This is a genomic window from Thioalkalivibrio sp. ALJ21 (genome assembly GCF_000378605.1).
Lineage (GTDB): Bacteria > Pseudomonadota > Gammaproteobacteria > Ectothiorhodospirales > Ectothiorhodospiraceae > Thioalkalivibrio.
The window spans coordinates 73,314-90,519 of sequence record NZ_KB905155.1; the positions used below are offsets into that span (position 1 = coordinate 73,314).

The following is a 17,206-nucleotide window of genomic DNA, read 5'->3' on the forward strand; positions in this document are numbered from 1 at the left end:
CGCATCGGTTGCCCGGGCCATCCCCGAGGCTTATGGCGTGGTGTGCTGAGCGTCGGTTTGAGCCTGTTGCAGCGCGTGGTCGAAGGTGTCCAGTGCCCGGGCGTCGGTCTCTGGCAGGATGGCCTCGATGCGGGGGCGGGTGCCGGTGGGGGGCGCTTCCATGGCCTCGAGACCGCCGTCGCCGTCCACGCGGTTGATGCGCTGCCACCCCTGATCGGTCCGCACGAGGCCCTTGAGGCGTTCTCCGGTAAAGCCGCTCACCAGCGCCTCAAGCGCCGCGTGATCGAGCGCCTGTGCCTCGGGCAGCAGCCAGCTGCGGCCTAGATAACCATCGCCACGGGTGTCGATGGTGACCGGCTCGTCCCCGTGTTCGTGTGGCGCATGATCGTGCTCATGGTCGTGATCGTGGGCATGATCGTGCGCGTGGTCGCCGGCGGACAGAAAGGCCCGGGCCTCCGGGAACAGGGCCCCGCCGCGTTCCAGCCGGGGGCGGTCCAGCCACCCCGATTCCACGCGCCCCTGGGTCGTCTCGACCACCAGCGGGCGTGGTGGCGGCATGGCAGCGACAAACGCCTGCAGGGCCTCGCGGTCCGCCTCGCTGTAGAGGTCGGCCTTGTTGGCCAGCAGGATATCGGCCAGTGCGATCTGGTCGTTCCAGTTTGGATGTTCGCGGTGGCGTGGCGAGGACAGGTGGCGGGCGTCCATGACCGTGATTGTCGCGCGCAGGTCCAGCACGCCGTCGTAGGGGGGCTGGGTGAGGGTGCGGATGATCTCGGCCGGGTGCCCGAGCCCGGTGGGCTCGATCAGGATGCGGTCCGGGTGCTGCGAGCGGATCAGCCGGTTCAGGCCGACGGTGAACATTTGCGCGGAGACGCAGCAAAGGCAGCCGCCTGGGATCTCCTCCAGCGCAACGCCCGTGTCCGCGAGCAGGCCGCCGTCCACCCCGATCTCGCCGAACTCGTTGACCAGCACAGCCCAGTGCTCGCCCTCGGGGCGCAGCGCGAGCAGCTGGCGGATGGTGGTCGTCTTGCCTACCCCCAGAAAGCCGGTAACCAGGTGGGTGGGGATGTCGTGGTGGGTGGTCATGTGGTGTTGGCCAGGTTGGCGGGCGGACCTGGGCAGCGGGTCCGCCACGCGATTGGTTTCGGTTCAGTCGTCGGCGCGCAGTTCGCCCCGATAGAACGCCGCGGCGTCGTTGAACAGAGCCTCGTTGGTGTCTGCCCGCATGTACAGCATGTGCCCGCCCGGGTAGGCGCGCGGGATGATGCGCGAGTCGGCCTCGTCGCCGGCGGCGAACGCGATCTGGCCCAGCAGCCACTCGGTGGTGAAGTAGGGCGTGATCAGGTCCGCCTCGCCGTGCACGCTGAAGATGCGGAAGTCGCGGTTAAGCGAGAGGGCGGTGGCCAGCTCGTCCATCGCGGTGAAGTACCCCTCGCGGCCGCTGGCCTCCCAGTCCCAGGCGCGGAACACGTCGCGGCTGAGCAGGCGGTACTGGTGCCCGTGTTCCCAGTCCAGGGTGTTGCGCAGGTGGTCCAGCATCGCGGTGGAAAGCGGGGCGGTCAGGCCATCGAGGATGGCGTCCGCCTGTGGCTGCAGGTGTGTGGGCACCGGGTCGAGGTTGTCGATGCCGCCGTCGTACAGGCTGACCAGCCGACCTTCGTCCATCAGCAGGCCGCGCTGGGTCATATCCAGCGTGATGCGCCCGCGCGTGGCCTTCAGGCGGTCGCGCGACAGGCCGGTAAAGCGGGCGACCTCGTCGATCCAGTCGTCGTCGATCTGCCCGGGGTGGATCAAGCCCTGCAGGTAATCGCCCAGCGCGAAGGCCTCGGCCTCTTCCAGACTGGGCGGATCGTCGCCCAGACGACCTTGGGCCTTCGCGGCGGCCGTGATCGCCGGCAGGCTCAGGGCCCAGCCGATCGGGCGGGCGGTACCGTGTTCCAGCATGCCGTAGTCCAGCGCGGGCGAGATCAGCACCGTGCCGCTCAGGCTGATACCGGAGCCCTTGGCGATGCGTGCCGGCAGCGCCGCGGCGCGGTAGCCCCCGTAGCTCTCACCTGCCAGGTACACCGCGTTGCCGCGCCGGCCGTGTTCGTCGAGCCAGCGCTCGAGTGTCTCCTCCATTGCGGCCAGGTCGCCGTCGCGGGAGTAGTACTGATCGGCTTCGCCACCCATCACGCGCGAGAAGCCGGTCCCGACCGGGTCGATAAAGACCAGATCGGTAAACGCCAGCCAGGTCTTGGGATTGTCGACCAGCCGGGGCGGGGTGGAGGAAGCCAGACCCTTGTCGTCGGTCTCCAGCACCCGCGGGCCCAGGCCGCCCACGTTCAGGTAGGCCGAGGCTGCGCCCGGGCCGCCGTTGACCATGAAGGTCACCGGGCGGTCTTCATCGCTGTCCACCGTGTAGCTGACGGTAAAGACCCGTGCATCGGGTTCGTCCATCGACTCGCCCAGCGGGACATAGCCGACCGTGGCCTGGTACTCCAGCATCTTGCCGTCGAGCAGTTCCAGCGAGTGCTCGGTGGTGACGGGGTCGGGCAGAGGCGGCGTCGGTTCGGATTCGTTCGCCAGCAGGGGGGCGGACATCCCGGGACCGATCAGCAGGCCGAGCGCCAGCCCGTAGAGCGGGCTGGCGGCGGTACGTGATGCAGTTGCGGGTTTGAGCGGGCGTCGTGGCGGCGCCGTTATCAGCATTGAGCGGTCTCCTCGTGATCGGGGCAGTCATGGCGTACGACACGGTCATCGTCCAGCCATTCCATGATCCCGTCGGTCACGTTGTAGATCTTGTCGTAGCCGAGTCCCTCCGACAGGGCCTGGGCGAGCGCGCTGGTGCGGTTACCGACGCGGCAGATCAGGATCACCTCGTCGTCGGAGTCGACCAGCGCGGTGAACTGGCGGCCGAACTCCGGGTTGAGGCTGCCGTCTTCCTCGAACGCGGTGATGCGGTGGCTGCCTTCCACCACGCCCGTCTCGGCCCACTCGTCCGGGCGGCGGATATCGACGATGGTAACCCCCTCGTCGAGCTTCTCGGCCAGTTCCTCGTTGTCCAGGCCGGTGAACGGGGCGCGCTGGACCTCGACGACCTCCAGTTCAAAACGCAGCGTGGCGTTCGGCGGGATGATGTTGCCGGCACCGCGCTCGCCGTAGGCCAGCTCCGGCGGGATGATCGCCTCGCGCTTGCCGCCCTCGCGCATACCTTTGACCGCCTGTTCGAAGCCGGGGATCGTCTGGCCGGAGCCGATGGTCACGGACAGGGGCTGGCCGCCGCGGCTGGAGTCGAATTCGGAGCCGTCTTCCTCGAGCCGCCCGACGTAGTGGACCAGGGCCGTGTCGTGCCGTACGAGTTCGGGGCCCTCGCCCTCCTCGATGTCGCGAATCTCGAGGCTGTCGGCCAGTGCGAAGGCCGGGGTCAGGAACAGGGCGAACAGAAACCAGGCTTTCATCATTTTATCCTTATAAAGTGCAAGTTTTTGTTTTACTGAGGGGCTTTTACAGGACCAGAAATTTCCTTCCAAAATTCCCCAAAAAACGCTTTGAAATGTATTTGAACTTGGTCTAAAAGGGTCATGGATCCCGATTCGACAAGGCCTTGTTGAAGGGATCTTAACCGCAAGGATCCGTGCGACGGAGGAGCAATAATGACCAAGAAACAAGAAAACCAGTTCTGGGACCGACTGCGGGGCGTAACGGAAGACGCCGGGGCGGACCCTCAGACCCTCGAGATCTTTGACGAAGCTGTCTCCCGGCGTCGTTTCATGGGCCGCATGGGCGTGGGCGGCGCTGCCCTGACGCTGTTCGGCTTTGGTGCCGGCACCGACGCCGCGATGCGCGGCCTGTTCGGGCGTGGCCTGATCCCGGCCGCCTGGGCGGACGAGGCGAATGGCCTCGAGGACGAGCAGGCGAAGTCCGCGATGTCCGACGCCGGCAAGGAGGACGGCCTGATCGTCCATAACGATCGCCCGTTGAACGTCGAGACCCCGCCGCACCTGCTGGAAGACGAGGTTACCCCGGCCAGCCGTCATTTCATCCGCAACAACGACCTGATCCCGCAGCAGGCGCTGGATCGCGACCCGAATGGCTGGTCGCTGAAGATCGACGGCGAGGTGCATGAAGAGCTCGAGATCGGCCTCGACGACCTGAAGAGCATGGACAGCAAGGAACTGGTCCTGCACATCGAGTGCGGTGGTAACGGGCGCGCCAACTTCGACCCGCAGCCGCGCGGCAACCCCTGGGACCGCGGTGCGGTGGGTAACGCCAGGTGGACCGGCGTACCGCTGAAGGACATCCTCGAGCGGGCCGGCGTGAAGGACAGCGCTGTGTACACCGCGCATGAGGGCTACGAGCCGATCCTGGGCGATCGCGGTCCATTCTCCCGTGGCGTGCCGATCGACAAGGCGATGGAAGAGCACACCATCGTGGCGTACCAGATGAACGGCGAAGACATCCCGGCTGCCCATGGTTTCCCGGTGCGTCTGGTCGTGCCGGGCTGGTACGGCTCCTGCTCGCACAAGTGGCTGACCAACATCACCCTGCGTGATCAGGAACACGACGGTCGTGGCATGACCGGCTACTCCTACCGCATGCCGAAGTACCCGGTGGCCCCGGGCGAGCGCCCGCCGGAAGAGGACATGAAGGTCGGCGGCCCGTGGCTGATCAAGTCCGTGATTACCGGTCCGAAGAAAGACACCGGTCTGGAGCGTGGCGAGACCGTCAAAGTCACCGGCCATGCCTGGGCGGGCGAGGACGAAGTCGCGGAAGTCTGGATCTCCACCGACTTTGGTCTCAATTGGGAAAAGGCCGATCTCAAGGGCGACCCGGTCAACAAGTACGCCTGGGTGCATTTCGAGAAGGAGCTGTCCTTCGAGAATCGCGGTTACTACGAGATCTGGGCCCGCGCCGTGGACGACAAGGGCAATACCCAGCCCATCGTCCAGCCGTGGAACCCGCGTGGCTACGACGGCAACATCGTCCACAAGATCCCGGTCACGGTCGCTGCGTGACAAACCTTTATGCCCGGGGCATCATTCGCCCCGGGTTTCTTTTTGATTAGAACGGAGTACGCATGAAGCGTTTTGTAATGCTTTCGCTGCTGGGGTTGGCGTTCGCGGCCCTGGCTTCGCCCGTTGTTGCCGACGAAGCGATATCAGAGGAAGAACAACAAGCCCAGGAAGAGAAGGCCGAAGAGGTCTCGGCGACAAAGGAACTGTTCGAGCAGACTTGTTCTGCCTGCCACGGCATCCGTCAGGCCACCAACCAGAACCTGAATCGTGCTGACTGGAACTGGGTTATGGACGACATGGAAGACTACGGCATGACCTGGCTCACCGACGAGCAGCGTGATGACATCGTGGACTTCCTGGTGGAGAACTACGGTTACGGTGACTAAGCCGTACAGGACCGCTCCGCTGTCAGGAGCAGTATTTCCAGGCGCCCCTCGGGGCGCCTTTTTTGTGTGTTGGGTTGTGCGCTGCGATCCGTGGCCCGCTCCTTTGCACTGATCAGCAGCCCGTGCTGGCTGCGGTGTCCTTTTGGGTTTCGTGGCCTCAATCCGTTGCGTGCGAGATGGCCCAGCAGCGATGGGGTGGCGGCGGTCGGCGGAAGTCTTCGTCCAGCGTATCGCGCGTGATGTCGCGTACTTCCAGCCCTGCAAGTGCCTCGGTATCCAGCTCGAAACGGCGGCGGTTGGTCGAGAAGTACAGGATGCCGTCCTCGGTCAACAGGCGCGCGGCATCCCGGATCAGTTCGACATGGTCGCGTTGCACCTCGAAGTCCGCCTCGGTGCGTTTCGAGTTCGAGAAGGTCGGGGGATCGAGGAAGATCCGCTCGAAGCGCAGCGCCGGGTCGTCGGCGGCCTCCCGCACCCAGGTGATGCAGTCGGCGCGCAGCAGGGCGTGGGGATCCGGTCGGCGCCGACTGCGCCCGTCGCGCACGGTGGCCTCGAAACCGTTGGCCGCGAGGTTGTCGGCGGCCCAGTCGAGGTAGGTATTGGACAGGTCCACCGAGACGGTCTGGCGGGCACCCCCCGCGGCGGCATGGGCACTGACCGCGGCGGTGTAGCAGAACAGGTTCAGCAATCGTAGCCCGCGGCATTCTTCCTGCAGGCGGCGCCGCATCGGGCGGTGATCCAGGAACAGGCCGCTGTCCAGGTAGGCATCCAGCTCCACCTTGAGCCGGCAGCCATGTTCCTCAACCCAGAAGGGGGCGGGTTGTGCGGTCTCGGCACGCTGATACTGCGAGCGACCTTTCTGGGCGCGCCGCTGCTTGTAGTGCAGGTGGGCGGGCGGGACGCCGGTGACTTCCACGGTCGCGGCCAGCGCCCCGCGCAGGCGCGCCTCGGCACGCGCGGGTTCGACCGACGCCGGAGCCGCGAACTCCTGCAGGTGCAGGTGCACGGAGCCATCGGTGGCCTGGTAGCGGTCGATCAGTAGTGGGTATTCGTCCAGGTCCGCACTGTAGATGCGGTAGCAGGTCACGCCCTGGCGCCGCGCCCAGCGGTCCAGGTGCTTCAGGTTCTTGCGCAGGCGGTTGGCGAACTCGGGTGCCGGGGGTGTCGCCTCGGCCTGCCCCTCGCGGGCATGGATGTCGAACTCCAGCAGCTGGCAGTCGATCGGGCCGTTGTGCACGCGGTATTTGCGCGTGGCCCGCAGCCCGAGGCGGCGGGAGTCGGTAGTGTCCGCGACCAGCAGGGCCACCTGCCAGCCGCCAAAGGCCTGTTTCAGGTGTTCGCCCAGCAGGCTGTAGAGCTTGATCAGTTCAGGCTGGTCGCCGATGCGCTCGCCGTAGGGCGGGTTGCTGATCAGGAGCCCGTTCGGTGCGGGGGGCGTGAGGGTCAGCACGTCGGCGACCTCGAAGCGGGTGCAGGCGGCGACCCCGGCCGTCCGGGCCGCCTGGCGAGCGGCTTGCACCGCGCGCGGGTCGCGATCCGACCCCCGCAGCGCCGGGCCTTGCCAGGGGCGAACCGCCGCCCGGGCGGTGTCCACACAGCGCTGCCACAGGGCGGCGTCGTGCCCGGCCCAGCCCTGCGGGCGGAAGTCGTGGCGCAGCAGTCCGGGCGCGGTCCGCGTGGCGATCAGGGCGGCCTCGATCACCAGGGTGCCGCTGCCGCAGAACGGGTCCAGCAGCTGCGCCTGTTCCGGGTCGTCCTCGACGCGTGCGGGCCAGCCGGCACGGGCCAGCAGGGCCGCGGCGAGGTTCTCGCGCAGTGGGGCGGCCCCGCCGGCGCCGCGGTAGCCGCGCCGGTGCAGGCCGCCATTGCCGATATCCACGGAGAGGCGGGCGTGATCGCCCTGCAGTTGCAGCAGGATGCGCACGTCCGGGCGTTTCGGATCCACGTCCGGGCGGGCGCCGGTCGCCTCGCGGAAGGCGTCGGCCACCGCGTCCTTGATGCGCACTCCGGCGAAGTGGGTATGGCGGATGTGGCGGCTCTTCCCGCCGACCTCGACCGCGAAGGTCGCGCCGGGGTCCAGCAGCGCGGGCCAGTCGATCGCGCGGGCGGCGGTGTAGCAGCCATCCCCGTCCGGCTGCTCGAAGCGCGCCAGTGGCAGCAGGATACGGCTGGCGATGCGGCTGCCCAGCAGTACGCGGTACAGCGTCTCGAGATCGGCCGAGAAGTGCACCGCGCCGCCCTCCTCGCGCACGTCGGCGGCGCCGAGGGTAACCAGTTCCTCGGCCAGCAGGGGGCCGAGCCCGCGGGCGACTGTGGCGCGGTATTCCTGCGGGGTACTGGGATCGTTCTCGGGCGTGGCCATGCGGTGTCTTCCTGGGACGGGGGCCTATCTTGCCACAGCCGCCGTTGGGGTCAGCGCAGCAGGCGGCGTCGGATCAGCGCGGTCGCCAGGATGATAGCCGCCGCGCCGTAGCCCACGATCACCGCCAGGTGCGGCCAGACGCTGGCGGGCCAGCTGCCGGTCATCAGCGGACGCACGATCTCGACCACGTGCGCCAGCGGCAGGGCCAGCGCCAGGGTCTGCACCCAGTTGGGCAGCTCCTGTAGCGGGAAGAACACTCCGGAGAGCAGGAGCATCGGGGTCACCGCCAGGGTGAAGTAGTACAGGAAGAAGTCGTAGCTGCGCGCCAGCGCGGTGATGACCAGGGCCAGCGCGCCGAAGGTGAACGCGGCGAGGAAGATCACCGGCAGGGCGAGCAGGGCGCGAGCGTCGCTCACCAGCCCCAGGACTGCGGCGACGACGAGGATGGTGGTGGCACTGATCAGGCCCTTGCTCGCGGCCCAGATCGCCTCGGCGAAAACGATGTCGTCCAGCGTCAGCGGTGTGGCCAGCATCCCGAGCCAGGTGTTCTGCTCCGCCATGCGCGTGTAGGCGGAATACATGCCCTCGAAGCTGGCGGTGAACATCGCCGAGGAGCAGATGATCCCGGAGGCGATGAACACCATGTAGCTCATGCCGTCGAGGTCGCCCACCAGACGGCCGAAGCCGTAGCCGAACGCGAGCAAGTAGAGGATGGGTTCGCCGAAGTTGCCGAGCATCGATGGCACCAGCAGCTTGCGCCAGACCAGCAGGTTGCGCCGCCAGACCGCGATAAAGCGCAGGCTGGGGCGGGGGAGCCAGGTCGAGGTCGGCTCGGGCATCAGTCGCGCAGCTCGTGGCCGGTGAGTTTCAGGAACACGTCTTCCAGGTCCGCCTCGCGCAGCGTGGGTTCGAGGCCCCGTGCGCGCAGGCGTTCGCGCAGCCGGTCCGGCTCGGCCGTGTACACCAGCCAGGTATCTGCCACCTGATGGGCGCGATCCCGGGCGCCGATTTCCTGCTCGATCGCGGTGCCGGCCTCGGAACCACCGACGGTGACTACCCAGGGTTCGATGTGTTCGGCAATCAGGCGGCTGGGTCGGTCACAGGCGATGATGCGGCCGTGGTCGATGATCGCGATGCGATCGCACAGCTCCTGGGCCTCTTCCATGTAATGCGTGGTCAGCACCAGGGTGACGCCGGAGGCGCGCAGCTGCCGGAGTTGGCGCCAGAGGTGGTGGCGCGCCTGTGGGTCCAGCCCGGTGGTCGGCTCGTCCAGCACCACGACCTCGGGTTCGTTGATCAGGGCGCGTGCGAGGGTCAGCCGGCGCTTCATGCCGCCGGACAGGGCATTGATGCGCGCGCCGCGCTTGTCGTTCAGGTTGACCTGCTCCAGCAGGTGATCGATGCGCGCCTGGACCGTTGCGCCGGAGAGACCAAAATAGGCGGCATAGGTGCGCATGTTCTCGATAACGGTGAAGTCCGGGTCCAGGGTGTCGAATTGCGGCACGATGCCCAGGCGCTTGCGCACCTCACGCTCGCCCTCCGGCATCGGCAGGCCCAGTACCTCCACCTGCCCGCCGTCGATCGGGGTCAGTCCCAGCAACATGCGCAGGGTCGTCGTCTTGCCCGCGCCGTTGGGCCCAAGCAGCCCGAAGAACTCGCCGGTGGCGATCTCGAGGTCCACGCCGTCGACCACCGCGATCCCGTCGTACGTCTTGCACAGTTGCTGAATGCGGATGGCGGACAATGGCGGTCCCGGGGTTTGAGGGATGCCTACCATACCCTTTCCCCGAGTCTTCCCCAATGGCCGAGCCATGGCCATAAAAAAGCCCGGGCCTGCTGGCCCGGGCATCCCCGTGTGATGACGGAGTGTGGCTTACGGCTTGCTGTAGGTGAAGCCGTTGTGCTGCAGGTAGGAGATGTGCGCGACGCCGCTGGGGATCACATCATCCTCAGAGGCGTCATAGAGGTCGTTGTGCAGGTCGATGTTCCGACCGGCCAGCGTATTCGCGCAGACCATGAATTCGACGTTCTGCATCTTCAGGTTGTCGATGCGGGCCTTCAGGTCTTCATTGTCCTTCGCGCGCTGCAGCAGGCCCAGGCCGTCGCCGTGCATCACAACCTTGATCTCCATGTTCTCGGCGCCCACGGCATTGATGTGGTTCTGGATGTTGCCCGTGGCGGCCATGTAACGGCGCTCGTCGTCATAGTTCACGTGGTAAACGACCTTGTGGGTGCCGTAGTCAAAAGCAGATGCCATGCCCGGTACGCTCAGGGCGAGGGCAATCAGACTCAGGGCGACAAGCTTCATTGCTTTCATCGTTCCGTTTCCTCTTCGTTCCGTAAAGGTCCGTCCGGCAGTGTGCCGTGCGGTCTTTTGCGCTAGGGGCGCGCCGGTCAGGCCTCCTTTTGGAGGAGTGGCCAGCTACTAAATAAGACGGAGGTAAGTTCCCTTTATTCCGCACTTGAGACGGATCTTTGGCAATAAAAATCACAAAGGATCGTTGGAGTTTTGGCTCCTTTGGAGATACTCCGGTGCCAAGAAAAAGGGCCCGGGAATACTGGGCCCTAAAGCATCGCCGGGAGAACGCGGCGATGCGGAGGTCTTGTCGCCCCCGGGGTTACGGCTTGCTGTAGGTGAACCCCTTGTCCTGCAGGTAGGAGATATGAGCAACGCCACTGGGGATGACATCGTCCTCGGAGGCGTCGTAGAGGTCTTCGTGCAGATCGATGTCACGGCCCGCGAGTGTGTTCGCGCAGACCTGGAAATCAACGTCTTGCATCTTCAGGTTGTCCACCCGGGCCCGCAGGTCGTCGTGTTCCTTGGCGGTGCTGAGGAGTCCCAGGCCATCGCCATGCATCACGACCTTGATCTCCATGTTCTCGGCGCCCACGGCATTGATGTGGTTCTGGATGTTGCCCATAGCGGCCATGTAGCGGGCGGTGTCGTCATAGTTTACGTGGTACACAACCTTGTGTTCGCCATAGTCGAAGTCGGTCGCGGCGGCGGTCCCCGGAAGGACGAAGGCGGCGGCGGTCAGGGCGATCGGCAGGATAAAGGATTTTTTCATGTCTTGGCTCCTCGCGGTTTTCCCGTTCTTTGAAATATGCGGTATGGCGTATGCCGCGCTTCCAGGAAGCACACTGGACTCTTTTGCTTCCGTGGCTTTTTGAATCCAGTTGGGGGTAGGACGGGAACGCAGGGTAATTATTCCGATCTAAATAAAGATAAATGAACTACTAAATACGGTAAATAATAAAATTATGATCAACTGGATTGATTGCTTTCGGTGGGGCCATATACCGGGGATTTTCGTTTCTGGGAGGTCGCAGCGGTGTGGCGGAGGTAGGGCGCAAAGACGAGGAGGAGTGCGGTCGATGTGAGTCTGCTGGGCAAGGGCGAGAGCCCGCTATGACGCTGATAGCGCCAGGAGCGAGCCGATCCGGCGGGCATTTGCGATCGGTCGCGTCCCCACCCTCCATCGGTGTGGGTTGCTAGAGTGTGAGGTTTTCAAATCAACGGGACGGATGCTCGACGGCCGTCCCTCGCCAGGAGCCCTCGCCATGACTACTGCATCCAGCCTCCCCGAAGCACTGCAGCCGATCGGCTGCGTGGGCCTGGGTATCATGGGGGCCCCGATGACCCGCAATCTGCTGCGTGCCGGGGCGGATATCCGGGTCTGGGCACGTCGGCCGGAAGCGGCCGAGGCCCTGGTGGCGGAGGGTGCCGGGGCCGCCTCCAGTCTGGTGGAGTTGGTCCCCGGCCTGCGCGTGCTGATACTCAACGTCTCCGACACCCCCGATGTGGAGCAACTGATGCTGGGCGCGGATGGGGTGCTCGAGCATGCCCGTCCGGGGCTGCTGGTGGTCGACCACAGCACGATCGACCCGATCCGCACCCGCGCGATTGCGCAGGCGGCAGCGGAGCGGGAGGTGACGTTCGTGGATGCGCCCGTTTCCGGCGGCGAGCCGGGCGCACGCAACGGCACGCTCAGCCTGATGGTTGGTGGCCCGGAGGAGGCAGTCGATCGGCTGCGGCCGATCTTCGACATCGTGGGTTCGAAGCTGACGCATGTCGGGGCCAGTGGGGCCGGTCAGATCACCAAGGCCTGTAACCAGCTGGTGGTGGGCGAGACGCTGGTCGCCATTGGCGAAGCCTTCGCGCTGGCGGAGCAGACCGGGGTTGATCCGGCGCGGCTGCGCGAGGCGCTGATGGGTGGCTTCGCCGCCTCGCGTATCCTGGAGGTGCACGGTCAACGCCTGCTGGACGGCGACTTCGAGCCCGGTTTTCAGACCGGGCTCTACCACAAGGATCTGGGCATCGTGGCCGGTCTGGGCGAGCAGGTGGGCCTCAGCCTGGACGGGCTGGAGCCGGTGCGGCACGCGGTGGGCAAGGCGCTGGAGGCCGGGCAGGCCGACCACGATGTCGCGATCCTGGCGCGTTTCTGCCTGCATGCGCGTGGCGAGGGCACCAGGGATTGACGCGCGAGGTCAGCCGAACAGTCGCCAGAGGATGTACAGCAGCGAAAAGATCAGGCTGAACGCGATACCGGACCAGGCCAGACCGCGCAGGCCACGCCCCGGGCGCGCCGCCTCCGGCATGTCCGGCGACATGACCACCTTGAAGGTGATCCATGCCAGCACCGGGGCGGAGAGGAAGGACAGCAGCGTGGCGATATCCACCAGCCGCGTGAAGTGCTCACCGGCCTGCGAGATCAGCAGCAGCGCGCCACTGGCGACGGCCAGCAGCGCGATGCGGTAGCCCCACCACTCCAGTCCACGCTCGCCCTTGCGCGACGGGTCCATGGTCTGCGGCGCGTGGCCGTCCTCGCGCAGGGTACGGATGATCGCCACGATCACGCGGGGGTAGGCATCGGTGACCGCCAGGGTGGTCGAGAACATTGTGGTCAGGGCCGCCACGGCAATCAGGGTGCGGCTCCATTCGCCCAGGCTCTGGGCGTACAGGTCCACCAGCTGGGCCGAGAACGCGGCGGCCCCGGCGGCAAAGCCAATGCCGCTGCCGTACATCAGGACCGCGCCCAGCAGCATGAACGCCACGGCAATGACTACGGCCCCGAGATACCCCAGGCGGAAGTCGAAGATCGCCTCGCGCACGGTCGGGGCGTGCCCGGTCTGGCGGGCGCGCTCCTGGGTCCAGATCGAGTGCCAGGCGGCCACGTCCAGCGGGATGGGCATCCAGCCAAGCAAGGCGAGGATGAAGGCGAATCCGGCCAGGGTCCAGAGATTCGACCACTCCTGGGCACCGGAGAGGGTGGCTAGGTCCGGGGCCTCGCGAAAGGCCAGAGCGACCGCGGCCACGGTGGATACGCTCAGCGCCGCCATGATGATCTTCATGCCCAGGTCCAGGCCACGGTAGGCGCCGATCATCAGGAAGGCGATGCAGGCGGCGAGCACCAGCGCCGAGACCAGCGTAACCGAGAGATCCAGGTCGAACACCAGCGTGACCAGCCCGGCGGTGGTCAGTGTGACCACCGCCTGTATGGTGAACAGCGTGCCTACGGTCACCGCGATGTACAGGCCCAGTGCCCAGTTGCCGAGGCGGTGGTAGCCGGTCAGCAGGTGATGCCCGGTGGCGGCGGCATAGCGCGGGCCGAACTCCAGAAACGGGTACTTGAACAGGCAGGCCAGTAGCACGATCGGGATCAGCAGAAGCCCGTACTCCGCGCCGCCCCGGGTGGCCTGGACCAGATGCGAGACCCCCACGGCCGCACCGGCCATCAGCAGCCCCGGGCCAATGGCGGCCCGCAGCGAGGCGCGAGTGGACGGACTCATCCAGGTTCCTTTCATCGGGAATTCGGCCCGCGATTATAGGGGAATAGCCCGCGACCGCCATCCGGCAGCGGCCATGGCCGTGAGCCCGCTGTTACGTCGTTACAGCGCCAGCGGGGTGCGGCGGTAGAGTTCGGGGGCGGGCGGCTTGAGCTCGTCGGATTCCGGGAAGCGCTGCACCAGCTTGTCGTAGTAACTGCGGATGTTCCGCACATAGTGGACCGGCTCCCAACCGCGGGCGTAGCCGTAGCGGGTCTGTTCGTACCATTCGGACTGGGCCAGACGCGGCAGCCATTGCATCACATCCAGCCAGCGATCCGGGTCGTCGCCGTTGGCGGCTGCCAGGCGCCGGGCGTCGTGGAGGTGCCCCAGCCCCACGTTGTAGGCGGCCAGTGTCATCCAGGTGCGGTCGGGCTCGGAGATCGACTCCGGCAGCCGCTCGCGCAGGTCGATCAGGTACCGCGTGCCACCGTCGACGCTCGCGGCCGGGTCGGTGCGGTCCTCGACGCCCAGCCCCTCGGCGGTGACCTGGGTCAGCATCATCAGTCCACGCACGCCGGTGGGAGAAACCGCATCGGGATTCCAGTGTGATTCCTGGTAGGCCACCGCGGCGATGAAACGCCAGTCGAGATCGTAGGTCTCTCCGGCCTCCTCGAACAGCGGGCGGAACTGTTCCAGGCGATGTTCGACGCGGCGCGCGAAGGTCAGGGCATCGACCAGATCGTGGGTCTCCAGATGGCCGAGGTAGCGATCGAGCAGTAACTCCAGCTCGCGGTTGTCACGCAGCCGCGCGATATACGCTTCCGCTGCGTCAATCAGGCTGCGATCAAAGCCTGCCGGGAAGAGCCAGCGGACCTCGGCGCTGCGTTCCAGCTCGTGTGCCTGGCGCAGGTTCGGGTGCATGCGCCGCAGGCGACGGTACTCCAGGGAATTCATCACTGCGTAGTCGATCTCGCCACGCTCCAGGGCCTCGCGCAGGGCCTCGGCGTTGGTGTAGGGGATGAGTTCGCCATTGTTCGGGTCCGGTTCGGCTTCGCGGCCCGGGGGTGTCGAAATCAGGTCGACCGGCCCCTCCTCGGGCGCTGGCTCGGGCTCGGTTGCCGCATCCGGTGGGGTGTCCGGTTCCATGCTGACCTCGGCCAGCAAGGGCTGGCTCAGGCTTTCGGGTACGGGAGCCTGAGCGGTCATGCCGACGCGCGCCCCGGCCGGTACGTCGGTCAGCGAGAGCAGCGGAGATGCCCGCTCGTTTTCGTTCCAGAAGACCAAGACGTGCTTCACGTTCAGGATTTCCGGACCGGCTTCAATCAACGGGTCGTGTGGCGGTACGAGCAGGCCGGCGGCGATGTCGATGCGGCGTTGGCGCAGAAGGCGATGAGCGGTGGCGGCATCGTCCACGCGGGTCACGCGCAGGCGCGTGCCGAGTTCCTCGGCCAGACCGTGCAGCAACTCCAGCTCGAGTTGGTCTTGCCCCGCAGTGGAGGCGAGCTCGGAGCGGCCCAGGGGGCTCTCGACCAGGGCCACTCGCAACTCGTCACGGAAGGTGAGTTGTTCCAGCGCCGCTGGCGGGTTGTAGTACACCCGCAGCACGATGGCGGTCAGCAGCACGATGAAGAGCCCCAGTTCGATCTGGCGCCAGGTGCTGCTTGGGGGGCGGAGTTTCAGATGCGTGCCCATGGCACTGGATCATACCCAATTGCCCCGATGGTCACCGGGGATGGTAGGGAAACACGGATGAATGTACACACGCGCGTTGGTACCCCAGGTTTTCCGAGACAAGGCGCGTCGTGCAGCGGGTAGAGGTTCTACCTGCAAGCGGCGCAACGCAGGATCGGGGAACCTGGGGTGCCAACCCCACAACTTAATGAACGAAGGGGCTCGACCGCTTTTGCATGCGCACAGCATTGCGGCTCCCTTGTGCAGAATGACTGCACGGCAGTCACCGCGCCTTGTTCGCACGCAAAAGCGACTCGAGCGCGAGCGTGTAGATTCATCCGTGTTTCCCTAGCGCCAGTTCAGCACCAGACCCTGGTCGCGCAGGATCTTGAGCGCGGGGTCGACGCAGGTGTCGATGAAGGAGGCACGGCGCGGGTTTTCGCGGGCGATGCGGCGATAGTCCGGCCCCTTGGGCAGGCCGGCCAGTTCGTAGATGTCGCGGGTGGGGTAGTAGAACGCATGCACGAACTGGCGGAATACGCGCCGCATCAGCGGGCGATAGGCCCATTTCTGCCAGGACGGGAGCGTATCCAGATAGGACTCCAGCGTGTCGCGGGCATGCGCCATGTGGCGTGCCTCGTCGATCATGTGCCGCGTCACGATGTCGTCTACCGTCGGGCTGATCGAGTCCTTGTGCTGGCGGATCAGCCGGTTCATGCGGTCCGGGACCTCCTCGCCGATCATCACCGCGATCCAGAAGATCGAAGATTCGAACGGCGAGAAACGCCCGACCAGGGTGGCCAGCTTCGGCTTCGGGAAACGGCGTTCCGGCAGGGGTAGCCCGCTGCGGCGCATGAACTCGATAAACATCAGGCTGTGGCCGGCTTCCTCGCGCAGCTCGTGCAGGCGATAATTCAGCCGGTCCAGGCGACCGGTCGAGTGCATGGAGATCCGCGAGATGCGCTCCATGAACAGGCCTTCCAGCCACAGCGCCCCACTGATGAAATACAGAAACTCGTATTGCGACAGACGCCGTTTGCGGGCATCGTCCAGCGCCGAGTATTCCGGGGTGCCGAAGAGCGATACGGCCTCCTCCGGGATCCAGAAATCGTCCAGCGACAGCGCATCCCAGCGCACGTGAGTGAGCGGGTCCTCGTACGGCTGGCTGTTGCGGCTCAAGTGATCGAGCAGCTCCTGCGAGGAATTCATCGAAGGCGTACCGAAGGCGCTGGGCGGTTAAACGATCGAATCATACCGGCATTGTCGGTCTGGACCAACGCCAACCCGTTGCAATCTGCGGTTGCTACCCCAATATGAGTCAAGTGAATATGCCCACCACACGCTATCGCGTCAGCTTCCTCAACCAGGGCAAGGTCTACGAGATCTTTGCCCGTGAGGTCTATCAGGACGAGCTCTACGGCTTTGTCACCGTCGAGGATCTGTTGTTTGGCGAGCGCTCGCAGGTCGTTGTCGACCCCTCCGAGGAGCGCCTGCGCACCGAGTTCGAGGGGGTCGAGCGCTTCCATGTGCCGATGCACGCGCTGATCCGGATTGACGAGGTCGCGGCCGTCGGTACGCCCCGTATCCGGGATGCCAGCCAGGACAGTGGCAATGTCCACGCCTTCCCGTCGCTGCCGAGTCGCGGTCCGGGCAAGCCCTCGGACGGTTGATGGTGCCCGTGGCGGCGGTCTGCATTGCTAACCGACCGCCGCTGGTTTACCCTTTCGCGCTTCGCGTAGGCCAGTGCCTTCGCGGGACAAACCGGAGAGGTGGCCGAGCGGTCGAAGGCGCACGCCTGGAAAGTGTGTATACGGTAACCCCGTATCGAGGGTTCGAATCCCTCCCTCTCCGCCAGATTCAAGCAAAGGGGTCCAAGTGGCCCCTTTCGCATGTCTGGCCCCTGACGTATCGGGATTCGAACCCTCGATACATGAGAAAGCCGGGTTCGACGGGTGACGCACAGCGGCACCCGAACGTTGCCGCAGGCGACGACCCGGAGGGCGAGGCGCGCAGCGCCGCGT

The 17,206-nt window shown here is 65.9% G+C and carries 15 protein-coding genes and 1 tRNA gene; 5 read left to right on the top strand and 11 right to left on the bottom strand.

The genetic code is table 11. The features are described from left to right. Nucleotides 1-30 precede the first annotated feature (30 nt). From F579_RS0100330 to F579_RS0100340, 3 genes are all read right to left on the bottom strand, one after another. Nucleotides 31-1,086: a GTP-binding protein gene (locus tag F579_RS0100330; protein WP_019024765.1), complete on the bottom strand. Its 1,056-nt coding sequence runs from the start codon at nucleotides 1,084-1,086 to the stop codon at nucleotides 31-33. Between the two features lie 63 nt (nucleotides 1,087-1,149). Further along, nucleotides 1,150-2,691, bottom strand: a complete 1,542-nt coding sequence (locus tag F579_RS0100335; RefSeq protein ID WP_019024764.1) for a S10 family peptidase — start codon at nucleotides 2,689-2,691, stop codon at nucleotides 1,150-1,152. Beyond that, nucleotides 2,685-3,440, bottom strand: a complete 756-nt coding sequence (locus F579_RS0100340) for an FKBP-type peptidyl-prolyl cis-trans isomerase (protein WP_019024763.1) — start codon at nucleotides 3,438-3,440, stop codon at nucleotides 2,685-2,687. The genes F579_RS0100335 and F579_RS0100340 overlap by 7 nt, the downstream gene beginning before the upstream one ends. Nucleotides 3,441-3,635: 195 nt before the next feature. On the opposite strand from F579_RS0100340, the gene F579_RS0100345 reads away from it, so the two are divergent. Beyond that, the gene (locus F579_RS0100345; RefSeq protein ID WP_019024762.1) at nucleotides 3,636-4,997 is read left to right on the top strand and encodes a sulfite oxidase; all 1,362 of its coding nucleotides are present in this window, start codon (nucleotides 3,636-3,638) and stop codon (nucleotides 4,995-4,997) included. Nucleotides 4,998-5,059: 62 nt separating this feature from the next. Continuing rightward, a complete protein-coding gene (locus F579_RS0100350) occupies nucleotides 5,060-5,383 on the top strand; it encodes a c-type cytochrome (protein WP_019024761.1) in 324 nt (107 codons plus the stop codon). 157 nt (nucleotides 5,384-5,540) lie between these two features. On the opposite strand, the gene rlmKL is transcribed toward F579_RS0100350, so the two are convergent. From rlmKL to F579_RS0100375, 5 genes are all read right to left on the bottom strand, one after another. After that, a complete protein-coding gene (gene rlmKL, locus F579_RS0100355) occupies nucleotides 5,541-7,745 on the bottom strand; it encodes a bifunctional 23S rRNA (guanine(2069)-N(7))-methyltransferase RlmK/23S rRNA (guanine(2445)-N(2))-methyltransferase RlmL (RefSeq protein ID WP_019024760.1) in 2,205 nt (734 codons plus the stop codon). A gap of 50 nt (nucleotides 7,746-7,795) precedes the next feature. Continuing rightward, nucleotides 7,796-8,584 (bottom strand): ABC transporter permease, encoded by a 789-nt coding sequence (locus tag F579_RS0100360; RefSeq protein WP_019024759.1) that lies wholly within the window; start codon nucleotides 8,582-8,584, stop codon nucleotides 7,796-7,798. After that, complete coding sequence (locus tag F579_RS0100365) at nucleotides 8,584-9,489, bottom strand: ABC transporter ATP-binding protein (RefSeq protein ID WP_019024758.1); 906 nt, start codon at nucleotides 9,487-9,489, stop codon at nucleotides 8,584-8,586. Before F579_RS0100365 ends, F579_RS0100360 begins: the two co-directional genes overlap by 1 nt. 129 nt (nucleotides 9,490-9,618) lie before the next feature. After that, nucleotides 9,619-10,062, bottom strand: a complete 444-nt coding sequence (locus tag F579_RS0100370; protein WP_026301085.1) for a DsrE family protein — start codon at nucleotides 10,060-10,062, stop codon at nucleotides 9,619-9,621. A gap of 301 nt (nucleotides 10,063-10,363) precedes the next feature. Next, entirely contained in the window at nucleotides 10,364-10,813 is a 450-nt protein-coding gene (locus F579_RS0100375) for a DsrE family protein (protein ID WP_019024756.1), read from the bottom strand. A gap of 493 nt (nucleotides 10,814-11,306) precedes the next feature. Here F579_RS0100375 and F579_RS0100380 point away from each other — a divergent pair, with 493 nt between their 5' ends. Further along, nucleotides 11,307-12,224 (top strand): NAD(P)-dependent oxidoreductase, encoded by a 918-nt coding sequence (locus tag F579_RS0100380; RefSeq protein WP_019024755.1) that lies wholly within the window; start codon nucleotides 11,307-11,309, stop codon nucleotides 12,222-12,224. A gap of 9 nt (nucleotides 12,225-12,233) precedes the next feature. Here F579_RS0100380 and F579_RS0100385 read toward each other — a convergent pair whose 3' ends face one another. The 3 genes from F579_RS0100385 to F579_RS0100395 form a co-directional block, all read right to left on the bottom strand. Continuing rightward, nucleotides 12,234-13,535: an NRAMP family divalent metal transporter gene (locus tag F579_RS0100385; protein WP_019024754.1), complete on the bottom strand. Its 1,302-nt coding sequence runs from the start codon at nucleotides 13,533-13,535 to the stop codon at nucleotides 12,234-12,236. Between the two features lie 99 nt (nucleotides 13,536-13,634). Further along, a complete protein-coding gene (gene mltF / locus F579_RS0100390) occupies nucleotides 13,635-15,206 on the bottom strand; it encodes a membrane-bound lytic murein transglycosylase MltF (RefSeq protein ID WP_019024753.1) in 1,572 nt (523 codons plus the stop codon). A gap of 327 nt (nucleotides 15,207-15,533) precedes the next feature. Further along, nucleotides 15,534-16,394 carry a diiron oxygenase gene (locus tag F579_RS0100395; RefSeq protein WP_019024752.1) on the bottom strand — a complete coding sequence of 287 codons (861 nt, stop codon included), beginning with the start codon at nucleotides 16,392-16,394 and terminating at the stop codon, nucleotides 15,534-15,536. Between the two features lie 119 nt (nucleotides 16,395-16,513). Between F579_RS0100395 and F579_RS0100400 the strand changes: the two genes are divergently transcribed. Continuing rightward, the gene (locus tag F579_RS0100400) at nucleotides 16,514-16,855 is read left to right on the top strand and encodes a DUF1820 family protein (protein WP_018864959.1); all 342 of its coding nucleotides are present in this window, start codon (nucleotides 16,514-16,516) and stop codon (nucleotides 16,853-16,855) included. 93 nt (nucleotides 16,856-16,948) lie between these two features. Continuing rightward, nucleotides 16,949-17,039: transfer RNA gene (locus F579_RS0100405), tRNA-Ser, on the top strand. Nucleotides 17,040-17,206 lie beyond the last annotated feature (167 nt).

Excerpts from the sequence above, each read along its gene's own strand:
- F579_RS0100340 (WP_019024763.1), bottom strand. The coding sequence starts at position 3,440 with ATGAAAGCCTGGTTTCTGTTCGCCCTGTTCCTGACCCCGGCCTTCGCA.
- F579_RS0100350 (WP_019024761.1), top strand. The coding sequence starts at position 5,060 with ATGAAGCGTTTTGTAATGCTTTCGCTGCTGGGGTTGGCGTTCGCGGCC.
- F579_RS0100400 (WP_018864959.1), top strand. The coding sequence starts at position 16,514 with ATGCCCACCACACGCTATCGCGTCAGCTTCCTCAACCAGGGCAAGGTC.
- F579_RS0100330 (WP_019024765.1), bottom strand. The coding sequence starts at position 1,086 with ATGACCACCCACCACGACATCCCCACCCACCTGGTTACCGGCTTTCTG.
- F579_RS0100395 (WP_019024752.1), bottom strand. The coding sequence starts at position 16,394 with ATGAATTCCTCGCAGGAGCTGCTCGATCACTTGAGCCGCAACAGCCAG.
- F579_RS0100345 (WP_019024762.1), top strand. The coding sequence starts at position 3,636 with ATGACCAAGAAACAAGAAAACCAGTTCTGGGACCGACTGCGGGGCGTA.
- F579_RS0100360 (WP_019024759.1), bottom strand. The coding sequence starts at position 8,584 with ATGCCCGAGCCGACCTCGACCTGGCTCCCCCGCCCCAGCCTGCGCTTT.
- mltF (WP_019024753.1), bottom strand. The coding sequence starts at position 15,206 with ATGGGCACGCATCTGAAACTCCGCCCCCCAAGCAGCACCTGGCGCCAG.
- F579_RS0100385 (WP_019024754.1), bottom strand. The coding sequence starts at position 13,535 with ATGAGTCCGTCCACTCGCGCCTCGCTGCGGGCCGCCATTGGCCCGGGG.
- F579_RS0100370 (WP_026301085.1), bottom strand. The coding sequence starts at position 10,062 with ATGAAAGCAATGAAGCTTGTCGCCCTGAGTCTGATTGCCCTCGCCCTG.
- F579_RS0100380 (WP_019024755.1), top strand. The coding sequence starts at position 11,307 with ATGACTACTGCATCCAGCCTCCCCGAAGCACTGCAGCCGATCGGCTGC.
- F579_RS0100375 (WP_019024756.1), bottom strand. The coding sequence starts at position 10,813 with ATGAAAAAATCCTTTATCCTGCCGATCGCCCTGACCGCCGCCGCCTTC.
- rlmKL (WP_019024760.1), bottom strand. The coding sequence starts at position 7,745 with ATGGCCACGCCCGAGAACGATCCCAGTACCCCGCAGGAATACCGCGCC.
- F579_RS0100335 (WP_019024764.1), bottom strand. The coding sequence starts at position 2,691 with ATGCTGATAACGGCGCCGCCACGACGCCCGCTCAAACCCGCAACTGCA.